Source organism: Pseudomonas sp. FP215, assembly GCF_030687795.1.
Classification (GTDB): Bacteria; Pseudomonadota; Gammaproteobacteria; order Pseudomonadales; family Pseudomonadaceae; genus Aquipseudomonas; species Aquipseudomonas salmasensis.
The window spans coordinates 6,559,960-6,574,800 of sequence record NZ_CP117447.1 but is presented as its reverse complement, the minus strand read 5'-3'; the positions used below and the strand labels follow the sequence as shown (position 1 = coordinate 6,574,800).

The 14,841-nt window shown below is 63.5% G+C and carries 15 protein-coding genes; all 15 read right to left on the bottom strand.

The genetic code is table 11. From position 1 onward, the window contains the following. Positions 1 to 18: 18 nt before the first annotated feature. Positions 19 to 246 carry a recombinase-like helix-turn-helix domain-containing protein gene (locus PSH76_RS29985; RefSeq protein WP_032894471.1) on the bottom strand — a complete coding sequence of 76 codons (228 nt, stop codon included), beginning with the start codon at positions 244 to 246 and terminating at the stop codon, positions 19 to 21. 17 nt (positions 247 to 263) lie between these two features. Then, positions 264 to 1,406 (bottom strand): FAD-dependent monooxygenase, encoded by a 1,143-nt coding sequence (locus tag PSH76_RS29980; protein ID WP_098950019.1) that lies wholly within the window; start codon positions 1,404 to 1,406, stop codon positions 264 to 266. Between the two features lie 13 nt (positions 1,407 to 1,419). Then, entirely contained in the window at positions 1,420 to 2,385 is a 966-nt protein-coding gene (locus PSH76_RS29975) for a VOC family protein (protein WP_014720531.1), read from the bottom strand. Further along, positions 2,382 to 3,878, bottom strand: coding sequence for an aldehyde dehydrogenase (locus tag PSH76_RS29970; RefSeq protein WP_305493368.1), 1,497 nt, complete (start codon positions 3,876 to 3,878; stop codon positions 2,382 to 2,384). The genes PSH76_RS29975 and PSH76_RS29970 overlap by 4 nt, the downstream gene beginning before the upstream one ends. A gap of 9 nt (positions 3,879 to 3,887) precedes the next feature. After that, positions 3,888 to 4,691: an aspartate dehydrogenase gene (locus PSH76_RS29965; protein WP_032894474.1), complete on the bottom strand. Its 804-nt coding sequence runs from the start codon at positions 4,689 to 4,691 to the stop codon at positions 3,888 to 3,890. Positions 4,692 to 4,701: 10 nt separating this feature from the next. Beyond that, the gene (locus PSH76_RS29960; protein ID WP_305493367.1) at positions 4,702 to 6,387 is read right to left on the bottom strand and encodes a thiamine pyrophosphate-binding protein; all 1,686 of its coding nucleotides are present in this window, start codon (positions 6,385 to 6,387) and stop codon (positions 4,702 to 4,704) included. After that, positions 6,380 to 7,177: an SDR family oxidoreductase gene (locus tag PSH76_RS29955; protein WP_120247433.1), complete on the bottom strand. Its 798-nt coding sequence runs from the start codon at positions 7,175 to 7,177 to the stop codon at positions 6,380 to 6,382. Before PSH76_RS29955 ends, PSH76_RS29960 begins: the two co-directional genes overlap by 8 nt. 1 nt (position 7,178) lies before the next feature. Beyond that, positions 7,179 to 8,012, bottom strand: coding sequence for an IclR family transcriptional regulator (locus PSH76_RS29950; protein ID WP_003195671.1), 834 nt, complete (start codon positions 8,010 to 8,012; stop codon positions 7,179 to 7,181). Next, entirely contained in the window at positions 8,009 to 8,887 is an 879-nt protein-coding gene (locus PSH76_RS29945; protein WP_034134084.1) for an alpha/beta fold hydrolase, read from the bottom strand. Before PSH76_RS29945 ends, PSH76_RS29950 begins: the two co-directional genes overlap by 4 nt. A gap of 4 nt (positions 8,888 to 8,891) precedes the next feature. After that, a complete protein-coding gene (locus tag PSH76_RS29940) occupies positions 8,892 to 9,431 on the bottom strand; it encodes a cupin domain-containing protein (protein WP_014720525.1) in 540 nt (179 codons plus the stop codon). A gap of 13 nt (positions 9,432 to 9,444) precedes the next feature. After that, a complete protein-coding gene (locus tag PSH76_RS29935; protein WP_034134083.1) occupies positions 9,445 to 10,212 on the bottom strand; it encodes an SDR family oxidoreductase in 768 nt (255 codons plus the stop codon). Then, a complete protein-coding gene (locus tag PSH76_RS29930; RefSeq protein ID WP_034134082.1) occupies positions 10,209 to 10,985 on the bottom strand; it encodes an ABC transporter permease in 777 nt (258 codons plus the stop codon). The genes PSH76_RS29935 and PSH76_RS29930 overlap by 4 nt, the downstream gene beginning before the upstream one ends. Before the next feature lie 27 nt (positions 10,986 to 11,012). Continuing rightward, entirely contained in the window at positions 11,013 to 12,005 is a 993-nt protein-coding gene (locus PSH76_RS29925) for an ABC transporter substrate-binding protein (RefSeq protein WP_003195661.1), read from the bottom strand. 39 nt (positions 12,006 to 12,044) lie between these two features. Next, on the bottom strand, positions 12,045 to 12,881 hold the full coding sequence (locus tag PSH76_RS29920; RefSeq protein ID WP_050499539.1) for an ABC transporter ATP-binding protein: 837 nt from the start codon (positions 12,879 to 12,881) through the stop codon (positions 12,045 to 12,047). A gap of 409 nt (positions 12,882 to 13,290) precedes the next feature. Next, positions 13,291 to 14,715: an aspartate ammonia-lyase gene (gene aspA / locus PSH76_RS29915; protein ID WP_003195657.1), complete on the bottom strand. Its 1,425-nt coding sequence runs from the start codon at positions 14,713 to 14,715 to the stop codon at positions 13,291 to 13,293. Between the last annotated feature and the right edge of the window lie 126 nt (positions 14,716 to 14,841).

Genomic DNA, 14,841 nt, shown 5'->3' with positions numbered 1-14,841 from the left:
TTTATTCCTTCTGCCGGGTCATTCGCCCAGCCGGGCCATCAGGGTTTTGTAGGCATCTTCGGTCCACTCGCCGCTGGTCAGCGGGCACGGCGGGCCGGCCAGATTCAAGTGCGCGAGCAGGGCCGCAAGCTCGGTCACGCCACTGCCGAACGCGCGCTCGATGGAGTCGCCCAGCAACTCTTCGAACTGGGTGTTGGGCCGTTTACGCGCCTGATGGGGTTGCAGGTAGGGTTCGTGAGTACTCATGGTGTTGACCTCCGTATTCAGGCTGCGTGAGTTGTCGAGACGCCCCAGGCGTCGTAGCCGTAGACCCAATCGGCGTTACCACCGTCCTTGAGCCACTGGTTGCCCCGCGAGCCGATCTGGATCTGGCTGGTACGCTCAAGACGCGCTTGCTGGTAAGCCTGCAAGGCACCGGCCACCGAGGCCTGGCTGTCGAGGTCTTGCAGATAGCGCGCGAGCACCACCGCATCTTCGATGGCCTGGCCGGCACCCTGGGCCATGAACGGCATCATTGGGTGGCAGGCATCGCCCAGCAGGGTGATTGCGCCCTTGGACCAGAACGGCAGCGGGTCACGCTCATACAGCGCGGTCTTGAGCACATCGGTGCAGGCATCGAGCAGGGCGCGGGCGTCCGGGTGGAACGCCTGGTAGTGGCTGCGCAGCTCATCGGCATCGCCGGCGCTGGTCCACGACTCTTCGTGCCAGCTGTCCTGGGCGGTGGTGGCGAAGATGAAGATGTCTTTGCCCTGGTTCAGCGGGAAGGTGACGATCTGGCTTTGCGGGTTCGGCCCCCACCATTTGGTGAACGCCTGGATGTTCGGCACATGCGCCACCTGCTCGGCCGGCACCACCGCACGATACGCCACCACGCCGGTAAAGCGCGGATGCTCTTCGCCAAACAGCGCGTTGCGCACCACCGAATGGATACCGTCGGCGCCAATCAACACGTCACAGCGGTGCTGGCTACCATCCTTGAAGTGCAAGGTAATGCCGTCGTCCGCCTGTGCGACCCGTTCGGCACGTTTGGCGAACTGCACGTTGCCCAGTGGGAACACCTCGGCCAGGGCCGCGAGCAGGTCGGCGCGGTGGATGGTCAATTGCGGCGCGCCGTATTTCTGTTCGGCGGCGTCGGACATCTCCAGGCGCGAAGTCTCCTCGCCGGTGTCCCACATGCGGCTGATGCGATGGGTGGGCCGGGCCGCCGGAATGCGCACGGCGGGGCCAATGCCCAGGCCATCCAGCGCACGGACTGCGTTGGGGGTGAGGTTGATATCGGCACCGACGCGCAAAAAGGCCTTGGACTGTTCGAACACGGTGACCTGGTGGCCGGCGCGATGCAGGGCGATGGCGGCGGTCAGGCCGCCGATACCGGCACCGGCGATAGCAATATTCAGGGAAGGCATGGGCGACTCCTGCTCAAGGTTTGGGTTTGTCGGTGAGGAACTTGCCTTGCGGCGCCTCGACGTGTTGCTGGCGCCGGGTGTTGCCGTCGATACCGCCAGCAATGGCCCATTCGGCGAACACTGTGGGGCCGGGCTCAAAGGTGCGTGGCTGCCATTCGCCGGTCAGTTGGTCTTCATCGGCGTAGTACTCCACCAGCGCGCCTGCCGGGTTCTTGAAGTACCAGAAAAACGCCGAAGACACCGGATGGCGGCCCGGCCCGATCTCGGTCGGCCAGCCGCTGCGGGACACGTGCATGCCACCACCAAACACCTCATGAACATCGCGCACGGTAAACGCCACATGGTTCAGCCCCGCCCGTGGCGCCGGCAGTTGCAGCATGAACAGGTCGTGATGGCCACCTTCTTCGGCGGTGCGCAAGAAGGCCCCGCGGTCGGGGTAACGGTCCGAGGCCTGGAAGCCGAAACGCTCGTGGTAGAAGGCTTCGCAGGCGTTTACGTCCTTGACGAAAAACACCACATGGCCGACCTCAATCGGTGTGGCGCGTTCATAGATCGGCGCGGCCTTGTTGATCCGGCCCTTGGTCTGCCAGGTGTTGTGGCCGCTGCATTCAATCTCCAGTTCACGCTTGCGCGTGACTTGCAGGCGAATCGCCAAACCGTTGGGGTCGGTGCAGCCGATGCGCCCGTCGCGTTCGATAAACCCGGGGTCATTGGCGATGCGTTGGCTGTACAGCGCCAGGTCGGCAGTGCTGGCCACACCCCAGACCACTTCGCGCACCGTGGAGCCGGCTTCGATGGCCGGTGGCAGGCCCGGCTTGTTCAGGTCGGCAAGCACTACGCGGCAGCCGTTGAGGGTCTCGAATACCACTTCATCCGGTTGCGCGCTGACTTGGGTCAGGCCCCAGTCGCTGAAAAAACGCACACAGGTGTCCAGGTCCTCGACGCCATAGGTGACTTCATCAATCCCTAACACGCTCATTGCGCTACCTCTCGTGGCACACCGGCCCAGGCCAGTGGCTGTTCGTTCATGCCCCAGTAGAGGCTCTTTTGTTCCATGTACTGCAGGATGCCCAGGCGACCTTTTTCCCGGCCCAGGCCGCTGTCGCGCCAGCCGCCAAACGGCGTGGAGATCGAAAACTGCTTGTAGGTGTTGATCCACACCGTACCGGCCTGTAAACGCCGGCCCAGGGCCCAGGCGCGCTTGTAGTCGCGGGTCCAGATGCCAGCGGCGAGGGCGTAGACGCTGTCGTTGGCCTGCTCCAGCAGTTGTGCTTCGTCGTCGAACGGCATGGCGACCAATACCGGCCCGAAGATTTCCTCTTGGCACACTTGCTGGTGGTTGCTCAGGCCCTCGAGGATGGTCGGCGGGTAGAAGTAACCCTGGTCATACAGTTCACCGCTGGGGCGCTGCCCGCCCAGGCGCAGGCGTCCGCCTTCGGCCAGGCCGAGGGCGACGTAACGCTCCACGGACTCGCGATGGCTGGCGCTGATCAACGGGCCCATTTGTGTGTGTTCGTCGGCCGGGTCACCCACCCGCAGGTTCGCGGCGGCGGCGACCAGGCGTTGCATGAAGGGCTCGTACAAAGCACGGGCGATGAACAACCGTGAGCCGGCGATGCATGCTTCGCCCGACGAACTGAAGATGCCGTACAGCACCCCGGCCACCGCATGCTCAAGGTCGGCGTCCTCGAGGACGATGGTCGGTGACTTGCCGCCCAGCTCCAGGGACACCGGCATCATCTTGTCGGCGGCGATATGGGCGATGTGCTTGCCGGTGCGGGTACCACCGGTAAACGACACGCGCTTGACCAGCGGGTGGCGGGTCAGCGCATCCCCCAGCAACGAACCCTTGCCCGGCAGCACGCTGATCAAGCCCTTGGGCAGGCCGGCTTCTTCACACAGACGCGCCAGGCGCAGGGCCAGCAGCGGGGTGATTTCCGCCGGTTTGATCACCACCGCATTGCCGGCTGCCAGTGCCGGCGCAACCTTCTGCGCCTCGCTGGCAATCGGCGAGTTCCACGGGGTGATCGCGGCGACCACGCCCATCGGCTCATACACGCTCATGCTGATGAAATCACCGCGTGACGGCGTGATGGTTTCTTCCAAGGTTTCGCAGGCTGCGGCGAAAAACTGGAAGGTGCCGGCAGCACTGGCTACCAAGGCGCGGGTTTCATTGATCGGCTTGCCGTTGTCCTGGCGTTGCAGTTGCGCCAGCTCTTCGCTGTGCACGCGGATCAGCTCGGCGATGCGGTACAACACACCGGCGCGCTCATGGGGTTTGCGCTGGGCCCAGCCACTGTGCAGGAACGCCTGGTGCGCGCCCTGGATGGCCTCTTCCACATCCTGCAGGTCGGCGGCATTCAGCCAGGCTACGGCTTCGCCAGTGGCCGGGTAGCGGCTGGCGTAGCGCTCGCCACGGCCTGGGCGCCACTGGCCGGCGATGCAGATGGGTAGTGTCTGTTCAGTGTTCATCGACGGCTCCTAAATGGAAATCGCGTGGGCATGGTTGCCCAAGGCACGGACCACGCTGTACACGGTCAGCGCCGAGGTTTTCGGGTTGGCCAGCAAGGGCTTGCCGCGCAGGCTCAACTCGAAGCGGCCAAAGGCGCCACGGGCTTCGAAGTAGTGGACGTTTTCATCGCTGTGGGGGTCGGCGATCAACGTCACATGGGTGCGGTCCAGGCCCAGCCCGGCCAGCGACAGGGTGGCCGCGACGTTGGCGTTCTTGGGGTACAGGCGCGCCGCTTCGCGAGCGCTGCCCTGGAAGATCACCGTGGCTTGCTCGATGGTGTCCAGGTCACAGGCCTGTTCGCCGGGGGTGTTCTTCCAGGCGCGGGCCGGCTTGCGGCCGGTGTAGTTGACCGCGTCCAACCCGCCGACCTTGGCCGCCGACAGCGCATCGATGCCGCCGATGGCACCGGGCAGCAACTCGATGCGGGTCTTGCCGCGCTCGGCGGCCGCCTCCAGGCGTTCCACCAGGCCGACCTCGGACAGCGCGCCCACCGACACAATCAGGCAGGCAATGCCACGCTCCAGCGCCGGCAGCACATGCTCTTCAATGGCGCGATGCCCGGCGCACTCCACCAGCAAGTCCGGGCGGGCATCGGCGGGCAAGGCGGTCAGCACCTGCGGCGGCTGTTTGAAACTGGCCAGGCGCTGGCGCACCAAGGCTTCGGAGCCCTCGGACGCGATGACGTAATCCACGCACAGCTGTGGGTCGTTCTCCAGCAGCTCCAGCACACCGACGCCAATGGCACCGCAGCCGATCATGGTGATATGCAACATGGTGCGATCCTCAGGCGGTGGCCTTCTGGGCTTTGGTTTCGCTGTTGGGCGGGCCGGCGAACTGGGTGGCGAAGTTGCCGACGCTGAGCATGTCCACTTCCAGCAGGAACGGGCCCGGCTGGCTCAGGGCGCTGTCCACCACCTTGCCGAAGTCCTTGAGATCAGTGACCAGGCCATGGCGCAGGCCCAGGGAGTCGGCGAGCTTGGTGTAGTCCGGGGTGTGCAGGTCGACGTAGCAATGGCGGCTGCCGTAGACCGCGTCCTGGATATTGCGGATCACGCCGTAACGCTGGTCGTTCATCAGCAGGATCACCAGGTTGGCGCGCTCCTGCACCAGAGTCGCCAGCTCACCCAGGTTGAGGATGAAACCGCCGTCACCTGCGATTGCGAACACTTTGCGCTCCGGCGCCGTTTCCGCTGCGGCGACGGCTGCGCCGATGCCCATGGCCAACCCCTGGCCAATCCCGCCGCCCAAGGCATGCACACCCGCGCGTGGGTGATACAGGGTCAGCAGGCGGTTGCCCCAGATGCTGTTGGACAGGGTCACGTCGCGTACCCAGGAGAAGTTGCGCCCGGTCACGGCCTGCAATTGCTCGACCATGGCCGAGTACGGCCCGAGGTCGGCCATCAGTTGGCTACGTGATTGTTCGCGCACGGCTTTGAGTTCAGTGAGAAAGCTCGGGTCGGTGTGCAAGCGACCTTCCAGGCGATCCGCCAGGCCCTCGAGCGCCAGCGCCGCATCGCCGCAGACAAACAGTTCGCTGGCGTAACTGCGCCCTTCGATCGCCGGGTTGGCGTCGATGCGCAAGAGATTCGAAGGCAGTTTCAGTGCGTACTTGAAGGTTTCGTTACTGCGCAGGCGCGAGCCGGCGATCAGCAGCGCATCGCAGGTTTGCAGGAACTGTTCGACCCGCTTGTTCTGCGAAAAAGCCCCCAGGCAACGCTCGTCGTCTTCATTGACCACGCCGCGACCTTGCGTGGAGGTGATCACGCCCACGCCCATCGCCAGCAGGCGCTTGACCTGTACGCCGGCATGGCGGGCGCCGCCGCCGAGCCAGAGCATCGGTCGCTTGGCGCTGGCCAGGCGGTCGGCCATCAGGTCCAGGGCATCCGGCGCGGGCACGGCCACCGGGATCGGCAGGGGCGACAGGTCGGTGGGCATCGGGATAAAGGTGGACTGGATGTCGATGGGGATTTCGACGCTGACCGGCCCGGTGGGCGCGGTCAGGGCGGTCTGCACCGCGAGCTTCATGGTGCTCAGGGCGGTCTCGACACTGCGTACGCGAAAGGCGGCCTTGGACACGGCCTTGAGCATGTTCAACTGGTCGCGGGCTTCGTGGATGTAGGCCAGCTCCTGGTCCAGGTACGGCGTTTCGATCTGGCCGGTGATGTGCAGCAGCGGGGTGCCTGCAGTTTGGGCTTCGACCATCGCGCCTGCGGCATTGCCGGCGGCGGTGCCGGTGGACGTCAGGCACACACCCAGGCCGCCGGTGGTGCGGGCATAGGCGTCGGCCATGTTGGCGGCGCCGGCTTCGCCCCGGGCCATGACGAAGCGGATATTGCCGCGCACTGCAAAGGCATCGAGAATCGGCATGTTGTGGATCGAGATCACGCCGAACACAGCCTTGACGTCGCATTGCTCGAGAAAGGCGGTGATGGCAGCGCCCACGGTGACAGTGTTGTTTTCATTACGCATGGCGGGACAGGCCTCCGGATACATCGATATGGCTGCCTGTGGTGTAAGCCGACAGAGGCGAGGCCAGAAACAGGATCGCGCGGGCCGCTTCAATCGGCAGGCCCAGGCGCCCCAAGGGAATGTGTTTTTGTTGTGCCAGCCGTGCGGTCCATTGCGCCCAGCCGAGGTCGCGTTCTTCGCGCGCTTCGAAACGCCTGCGCCATTGCCCGGATTCCACCAGGCCGATCAGGATGCCGTTGACGCGGATGCCTTGCGGGGCGAACTCAGTGGCCATCGAGCGCACCAGGTTCTTGAGCCCGGCGCGTGCGGCAGAGGTGGCGACCATGTGCGGTTCGGGCTGGCTGGCCAGCAGCGAATTGACGCAGACGATGGCGGCGTCAGGCTGGTTTTCCAGCTGAGGCTTAAACGCGCGGACCGGGTTGATCACCGAGAAAAACTTCAGGTTCAGCTCTTCGGTCCAGGCGCTGTCGGTGGTGTCGGCAAAGGTCGAGACCCGGCCTTGCCCGGCGTTGTTGATCAGCACATTGGCCGCTCCCAGCGCAGCCAGGCTGGCGGCGGCAAACGCGTTGACCGACTCGGCATCGAGCACATCGCAGGCCTGGGCCAGCAGGCGGGCCTTTGGGAAGCGCTCGCGCAAACCGGCTTCAGCACGGCGCAGGCGCTCTTGATCACGACCGCAGAAGGCTACTGCCGCACCGGCTTCCAGCAGCAGTTCGACACAGGCCAGGCCGATGCCCGAAGAACCCCCGGTGACAATGGCGACGCGGCCCTGCAATTGGTAAAGGCTCATGTCAGTCTCTCATCAAGGCGGTAACGCGGGGCTGGCCGTTATGGGCGCCGCCGTTGTAGTTGAGCAGGCGTGACAGCTCGTCGGCGCTGCGCCGGACCTGATTCAAGAGTTCTTCAAAGTTGACGTGGCCGATCTGCGCGGTAGGGATGGTCACGCCCAGGGCTGCGACAATGCCGCCGCTCTGGTCACGCACCGGCGCGGCCACCGTGGAAATCGCCGACTCGAAAAAGCCCTCGCCGCTGACAAAACCGCGCTGGCGGTCGGCCTGGACCAGGTCGAACAAGGCCATCACGGTTTTTGGTGTGCAGGGCGAGTGTTGTTCCAGGTGCTCTTCGGGGTACAACTCACGCAACTCGGCCAACGACAGGTCTTCGAGCAGGATGCGCCCCAACACAGTGGCGTGGGCGGGCAGGCGAGTGCCGACGTTGACCGCGTTGGAGAACACCGACGGCGGTGAAACCTTGGCCACGTAGACAATCGAGCGACCATCACGCACCACCAGGTTGCTCGGGTAATTGACCCGGTCGCACAGGCGCGCCAGCAGCGGTTGGCCAAGCTCGGTCAGCTCCAGCGACGCCAGGTACTCGAAGCCCAGGCGCAGCACGGACATGCCGAGGCGGTATTCATTGCCGCTGCGGGTGACGAAGCCCATGGTCTCCAGGGTGGTCAGCAGACGGAAGATGGTCGAGCGAGGCAGTGCCAACCGGCGTGCCAGCTCCGGCGCGGTCAGGGTGCGGTTGCGTCGGCTGAACTCACAGAGCAGGAGCAGGCCGCGCTCCAGGCCTGGAACGATGTATTTGTCCTGAGCGTCTTTGAGCAGATCGGAATCGTTCATAGGGTTCTACCTGTCAGGGATTGATGAATGGCGCAGGCCAGGCGCCCGGCTACCACTTGGGGTTGCTCGATGGGGCTCGCGTGGCCGGCGTCGGCAATCAGGTTGAAGCTGGCGCCCAGCGCCTTGGCCACGCTCAGGCAGGCCTCGGCGGGGGTGATGCTGTCGGCTTCACCGCAATGAACCTCGCAGGGCATGGCCGGTTGGCCATGGCGCAGCAGGTCATCGCCGCACAGCAATTCAATGGCCTGGCGATAACCAACGGGGTTCAGGCGCGCCATGTTCCAGCGCACCCAAGCCAGGGCCTGGGGCGTGGCACGGGGCGACAGCATGTGAGCGCTGCGTTGTTCAGCCAGGCCGGCGATGCCCAGGCGTTGCAGGTTGTCCAGGCGTTGCTGACGCACCTGCTGGCGCTGTTGGCCAAGGGCTGGTGCGCCATAGCCGCGCGCCGGGCTGATCAGCACCAGCCGGTTGACGCGATGGGCCTGTGAACTACGGGCGAATGCAAGGGCGGTGAGGGCGCCGAGGGAATGGCCGACCAGCACACATTCCTCCACACCCAGTGCATCCAGCATCTGCGCCAGACGGGCTGCGTATTGCTCGGCCTTGGGCGCATCCGACTCCAGCGGGCTGGAATCGCCGTAGCCGGGAGCGTCCCAGGCGATGACCCTGGCCTGGGGCGCCAGTTGCCGCGCCACTTGCAGCCAGGATGCCGCTCCGGAGCCGATACCGTGCAGCAACACCACCACCGGCCCCGCGCCACATTCGCGCAATGCCTGCTGCCCACCGGCCGAGGCCACCAGGCGTTGGGGGAAATCACGCTCCAGTTGGGCTTGCAGGTCGGCCGTCGGCGCGGCTTGAGAGAGTCCTGGCAGCATGGGCTTATCCGCGCTTGATCGAAGCCAGAGGGTGCTCTGGCGGGTAGGTCGGCGTGATGGGTTTTTTCGCGCCGAGCATCACGCACATCAACGCGTCTTCATCGCCGATGTTGATCTCCTCGCGGTACACGCCCGGTGGCACGGAAATCACGTCGCGGTCAGTGAGGATGGTCTCGAAGCGCTCGCCGTCTTTTTCCAGCACCACTTTGAGCTTGCCGCGCAGCACGAAGAACACTTCTTCGACATCGATGTGCAGGTGCGGCGGGCCTTCGTGGCCGGCCGGGATCACCATGGTGGAGAAGGTGAAATGCTCCGACGGGATGGTGTTCATGTCGGTGCTGATGCCGGTGCCACCGGTGCCGATGTAGCGCATCTGGGCGCGGCGGAACTTGGGGTCGTAGTCGGCCTGGAACTTCAGCGCATCCCAGTCGTACTTGCGCGTTTCATAACGGGCGATACGGGTGTTCATCCAGCTTTCCAGGCTGGCGCCGGCCGGGCGATCCCAGCTTTTCGGGGTGTCGTTTTGGGCAGATAGATCAGTCATGACAGTCTCCAGATCAAGGCATGACGAACCCGCCGTTGACCGGCAGGGTTTGTCCAGTGATGAAGCGGGCAAGGTCGGACAGCGCGAACAGCACGGCGCCGCTGACGTCTTCGGGCAATTGCGGGCGTTGAATCGCCCGCTGGTCGTTGTACAAACGGTGGCGTGCCTCGGGCACGTAGGCGGTGGCTTCCACCAGCACCAGGCCAGGGGCGATGGCGTTGACCGTGATGTTGTCGGCGCCCAGCTCGCGGGCCAGGCTGCGGGTCATGGCGATGATTGCGCCCTTGCTGGCAACGTAGGCCAACAGGTTCGGCGCGCCCCACAGGGGCGTGTCGGAGGCCAGGTTGACGATGGCGCCGTGGCCGCTGGCACGCAGTGCCGGCAGGCAGGCGGTAGTCATCAGCCAGGTGCCGCGCACGTTGACCTGCATCACCTGGTCCCAGGTGTCGATGCTCAGGTCTTCGCAGCCTTTGCCACCGGAGTTGGTGATGGAGGCGTTGTTCACCAGGCCATCGAGGCCGCCCAGCAAATCGAGTGTCGCGGTGATGCATGCCTGGATCGACTCAGGCTGGGCCAGGTCGACAGTGACAGCCTGCACGTCCAGCCCCAGGGCTTGCAGTTCACACGCCGCCTGTTGCACACGGTCTTGCAGCACATCGGCAATCACCACGCGAGCACCGGCCTGGCCGATGGCCTGGGCGAACCCGTAACCCAGGCCACGGGCGCCGCCGGTCACCAGTACGCGGCGACCTTCGAGCAAACGATTACGGTCGGTCATCATTGCGTGCTCAACATGGCTTTGGGCATGTAGTGCAGGACGCGTTTTTCTGCCCACACCACGGCGCCGTAGGCGACCACCCCAATCAGGGTGAGCATGACGATGGCGACGAATACACCGGCCGTGTTGCCTTGGCCCTCGGCGTCCACCAACAGGAAGCCCAGGCCCTGGTTACCGCCGACCAGCTCGCCGACGGTGACGCCGATCACCGCCAGGGTGGAGGCGATGCGCAGGCCGGAAAACAGCGCGGCCATGGCGGAAGGAAATTCCACCAGGCGAAAGATCTGCCAGCGGCTGGCGTTCATGGTGCGTACCAGGTTGATCATGTCCGGGTCGACCGTGCGGATCGCCGAGAGCACGTTGATCATCACCGGGAAAAACACAATCAGGATTGCGATCAGAATTTTCGGGTAGATGGTGTAGCCCAGCCACATCACGAACAGCGGCGCAAAGGCGACCTTCGGTGCAATCTGCAACGCCAGGATGTAGGGCGACAGCATTGCTTCCGCCGCGGGCGACAGGCCCAGGGACACACCAATCATCACGCCCAGCAAGGCGCCCAGGGCGAAGCCGACGACGATCTCCATGGCGGTGATCAGGGTGTGTTGCAGCAGGCCGCCGCTGTGCCACATCACCAGGCTTTCCTGGGCCACGCGGCTGAGTTTGGGCATGACGAATTCGGGCATGCCGAGCAGCCCGGGGCCCCATTGCCAGAGCGCCAGGAACAGGATCAGCAGCGCCACGCTACCGAGCACGGAGGGGTTCAGGTTTTTCATTGTATGCGTACCTTGTTGTCCGGTGCGTTATTGCGCGGCGACCGGGCTGTCGACGAATTGGTTGGTGAACAGCTCATCCAGCGGGGTTTCCCGGGGGACGATGCCTTCGCTCACGTAGAACTGGCGGACCTTGTCCAGGCGCTCGGGGTCGATGTGCCCCAGTACGCGCTGGTTGGCGTAGACGTGCTCGACATAGAGCTTGAAGATTTTCTCCAGTGAGTCTTCCTTGCCGGCGTAGGTCGGGACCGCTTTGGCAAAGGTGACGGCGGCGGCACGCGGGTCCTGGATAATGTCGTGCATGCCTTTGAGCGTGGCCTGCACCACACCGCGCACCACCTGGGGGTGGTTTTTGATGGCGTCATCCGAGGCGAGGATGGCCTGGGCCATGCTTTCGAAGATCTGTTCCTGGGGAATCAGCTTGATCTGCGCGCCGGCTTCTTCGGCGGTGACCATCCAGTCCGGCACGCCGGCCATGGCCTGGGCCTTGTTGGCCGTAAACAGTTGCCAGACGCCGGCAGGCCCAGCGGCCTGGATGTCCACGTCGTTCTTGCCAAGGCCGGCCTTGCGCAACGAAGCGAGCAGCGCGTAATAGGTGGTGTCGGAATACGACATCACCGTCATGGTCTTGCCCTTGAGGTCGCTGACGTTATTGATGTTGTCCTTGGAATGGGTGGCGATCATGGTCACACCGCCTGCACCCAGCACCGCCACGGCGCGCACCGGAATACCGTTGCCGCGCACCATGATCGGCGTGTCGCCGATGGCGCCGCCGAGCAGGGCATTGCCGGCGCCGATCTGCTTGGCCACATCCACACCGCCCTTGGCGGCAATGAACGTGAGGTTCAGGTCCTGGGCCGCGTAATAGCCTTTTTCCTTGGCGATGATCCACGGTGCAAAGGCTGGCAAGTTGGGCGGGGCCGGCAGCAGGTAGGTGACGTCGGTTGGCTGCGCCTGGGCCGCGCAGGTCAGGCCGAGGCCAAGGCTGAGCGCGCAAAAACGTTGGAACAGAGACTTGAGCATGGGAACTCCTGAATCGGTTGAGGGCCGCAAGCGCGGTAATCAGTGCAGTTCGGTGTCGGCGCCGACGTGCAGCAGCTCCATCAGGCGACCGACCAGCGGGCCGATCTCCGGTAGCTTGCGGCGCTCCAGCGGGTTGTCGCGAAACGGCAGGTCGATGCTGATTTCTTCGATGATGGTGCCGGGGCGGGCGCTCATGACCAGCAACCGGTCGGACATGGCGATGCCCTCGATCAGGTCGTGGGTGATGAACAGCGCAGTCTTCTTTTCATCGAACAGCATCCGCGCCATGTCCTGCTGCAGGATCATCTTGGTCTGGGCGTCGAGGGCGGAAAACGGCTCATCGAGGAACAGCACCTGGGGGTCGATGGCCAGGGTGCGTGCCAGGGCGGCGCGTTGGCGCATGCCGCCAGAGAGCTGGAACGGGTAGTGGTCGGCGAAGCCGTTGAGGTGGCAACGGTCGAGCAAGTCCAGGGCTACCTTCTGCCGGGTCGCGCTGGGCACGCCTTGAATCTCCAGGCCCAGTTCGACGTTGCGGCGAATGCTGCGCCAGGGCATCAGCAAATCTTTTTGCAGCATGAACGCGACTTGCGGCACAGGCCCGGTCACCGGCTCGCCGCCCACGAAGACTTCACCTTCAGTGGGCCGATACAGGCCAGAACCCATATTGAGGATGGTGCTCTTGCCACAGCCGGACGGACCGATGATCGACACGACCTCGCCGCGACGAATCTTGAAGTTCACATCGCGAATGGCAAATGGCGCTTCTGTTTTACCTTTGGCTGGGAAACATTTACCGACATTACGGAATTCAATTTCAGTCGGCTCCAGCTCTTCCTTAAGTGCGGGCGTATTCCATTGGGGCGTCACGGCGTACATCTCTTTCACAGCCATCAGGAAGGTACTCTGGTCTGTTTTATAGGTGATACGCCGTTTAGTGCATGAACAATGCCAGTGAGTTAATTCCTACAAATTTTTGTTGAATTCCCTTTTAAATTAATTGGTTGCGAGACTAAGGTTGCTTATTGAGCGTTTCATATATGAAACCATTGTTTTTATATGGCACGAAACTGCACACCGTTTGTGCATGCAATGGGAACTTGCAATGAATCAATGCTTTTTCAAGTAACGCCGCAGGCGTGATGTTTTATAGGTGAAACGCATTAACAGCGCTTTATATAAGGAGAGGAATTACGGGCAAAAAAAAGGGCCTGAAGAACGAGTCTTCAAGCCCTCAAAAGGTGAGAGGTGTCTAGTCCCTCAGCCTGGTGAGCGGTGCAACAAACGCTTAGGCCTTCAGTGGGACCAAGCGTGGGGCAATCATGTTTTCCGGGCGCAGGATGTCGTCGAGCATGGCGTCGTCGAGCAAGCCTTCTTCGCGTACCAGTTCCAGCACGCCGCGCCCGCTTTCAAGCGCGATACGCGCGATGCGGGTGGCGTTTTCATAGCCGATGTACGGGTTCAGCGCGGTGACCAGGCCGATGGAGTGTTCCACCAGTTCGCGGCAGCGGGCTTCGTTGGCGGTGATGCCGACGATGCAGTGCTCGCGCAGCATGTCCATGGCGCGTTGTAGCAGGCGGATCGAGTCGAAGATCTTGAAGGCGATCAGCGGCTCCATCACGTTCAACTGCAGTTGGCCGCCTTCGGCTGCCATGGTCAGGGCCAGGTCGTTACCGATGACTTGGAACGCTACCTGGTTGACCGCTTCCGGGATTACCGGGTTGACCTTGCCGGGCATGATCGAGCTGCCTGGCTGGCGAGCCGGCAGGTTGATCTCGTTGATGCCGGTGCGTGGGCCGCTGGACAGCAGGCGCAGGTCGTTGCAGATCTTCGACAGCTTCACGGCGGTACGCTTGAGCATGCCGGAGAACAGTACGAAGGCGCCCATGTCGGAGGTGGCTTCGATCAGGTCGGCCGCCGGTACCAGCGGCTGGCCGCTGATGGTAGCCAGGCGTTGTACGGCCAGGGCCTGGTAGCGCGGGTCGGCGTTGATGCCGGTACCGATCGCTGTGCCGCCCAGGTTCACTTCGGTCAGCAACTCTGGCGCCAGGGTTTTCAGGCGGGCCAGGTCTTCACCCAGGGTGGTGGCGAACGCGCGGAATTCCTGGCCGAGGGTCATCGGCACGGCGTCTTGCAATTGGGTGCGGCCCATTTTCAGCACATGGCTGAACTCGGCGCCTTTGGCGGCGAACGCCTGGATCAGGCTGTCGAGGCTGGCCAGCAGCGCGTCATGGCCCAGCAGCAGACCCAGGCGGATCGCGGTCGGGTAGGCGTCGTTGGTCGACTGCGCCATGTTCACGTCGTTGTTGGGGTGCAGGTACTGGTATTCGCCCTTCTGGTGACCCATGGCCTCCAGCGCGATGTTGGCGATGACTTCGTTGGCATTCATGTTGGTTGAAGTGCCAGCGCCGCCTTGAATCATGTCCACCACGAACTCTTCGTGGAAATCGCCGCGGATCAGACGAGCACAGGCTTCGCTGATGGCAGCGTGCTTGGCTTCGCTGAGCTGGCCCAACTCGCGGTTGGCGTCAGCCGCTGCTTGCTTGACCATTGCCAGACCGACCACCAATTTCGGGTAATGCGAAATCGGAACGCCCGAGAGACGGAAGTTATTCACCGCTCGCAGGGTCTGGATGCCGTAATACGCTTGAGCCGGTACTTCGAGTACGCCAAGCAGGTCTTTTTCGGTACGGAAAGATGCAGCAGAGGACATGACGGAAATCATCTCAATATGGACCCGGGACTGGCCGGAACGCTGCGAATGCTAGGCTTGTAGAACTTTTTGGGCCAATGCTGTTAAACACTGGCCTATGCACAAACGGCATAATGTGGATGTGAC